Raw genomic sequence first — 1,194 nt, forward strand, 5'->3', positions numbered from 1 at the left:
GATCACACAAGCACTGTCCTTCATGCCTGCGCCCCAGACTTCCTTCGCTCTCTCGGGTCCATCTTCGATCAATCGAATCGCACTTTGTGCGCAACTCACCTGAATCACTTCATCGATCCCAAACCATCGATATGTTACAGATTCGCATCGTCCGTATTCTCCGGCCTACTCGCCCGCCAGTAACGGGATGATCGGGGCGAACGCTTCCATCTGCGTCGGGAAGACCACGACGTACGACATCGACGTCTTCTCGCGGACCAGTCGAATCTGGTCTGCGATCTCCTCGAAAGTGCCCACAGCCAGGTATGGAGAGTTCAACAGCTCCTCCACGCTCAGCTTACGATCCACTTCGATGTTCGGCGGAAAACCTTGGTCCAGAGCGGCGATTGCCATTTCGGCGGCCTGCTCTCGATCATCGGTGATCATGATCATGGTGATGGTCCAGTTGAGTTCGATCTCATCGAAACGCTCGCCGGCAGCTTCGCGGATCCGCTCGACACGTTCGATGGTCTTTTCCATCGTGATTCCGGAGAGCAGAAGCCGCCCGTCACGGTTGGTCGGTGTGGCGACCGAGATGATGTCCGCGTACTTCGCCGCGAGAGCAAGCATCTTCGGGCCTCCGCCGCCCACGATGATCGGTGGCCGCGGGCCCTGCCGCGGTCGCGGGCTGCCCTTGAGGCCGCGCACCTGATAGTGCTTGCCTTCGAAAGTGCATTCCTGCCCGCGCAGCAGAACGTCGAGAATCTGCAGAGACTCCTCGAGCTTCTCGATGCGAACGCCCGGACTTTCGTAGGCGATGCCGCCCTTGTCGAACTCTTCCTTCATCCAGCCCGCACCGATACCGAGTTCGAGTCGACCACCGGACAGCACGTCGATAGTCGCCGCGTCCTTCGCGAGCACAGCAGGATGACGGAAGCCGTTGGCCAACACGGCGGTGCCGAGACGAATCTTGTCGGTGGCCACCGCGAGCGCTCCGAGAGCGGCGATCGGGCCGACCTGATTACCCAGGTGATCCGGAATCATGAACGAGTCGTAGCCGAGTTCCTCGGCCTTCTGCGCGAGCTTGACGAAGCGTCGCGCACCACCCTCTTCGGCGTTGCCCTCGCCACCGGCCGCAAACCGAAATTTGCGTAGGGCATCGCTGCCGTGGGTGGAACTCATATATCGATCTCCTGTGATGGACACGTACGTCGT

General features: G+C 60.1%; 1 protein-coding gene. It reads right to left on the reverse strand.

Annotation, left to right across the window (positions count from 1 at the left end):
* Positions 1–165 precede the first annotated feature (165 nt).
* Positions 166–1,161, reverse strand: coding sequence for an LLM class F420-dependent oxidoreductase (locus AC0B9F_RS38270; protein ID WP_472010442.1), 996 nt, complete (start codon positions 1,159–1,161; stop codon positions 166–168).
* Between the last annotated feature and the right edge of the window lie 33 nt (positions 1,162–1,194).

The organism is Streptomyces sp. NPDC097129 (assembly GCF_055668065.1).

Excerpts from the sequence above, each read along its gene's own strand:
- AC0B9F_RS38270 (WP_472010442.1), bottom strand. The coding sequence starts at position 1,161 with ATGAGTTCCACCCACGGCAGCGATGCCCTACGCAAATTTCGGTTTGCG.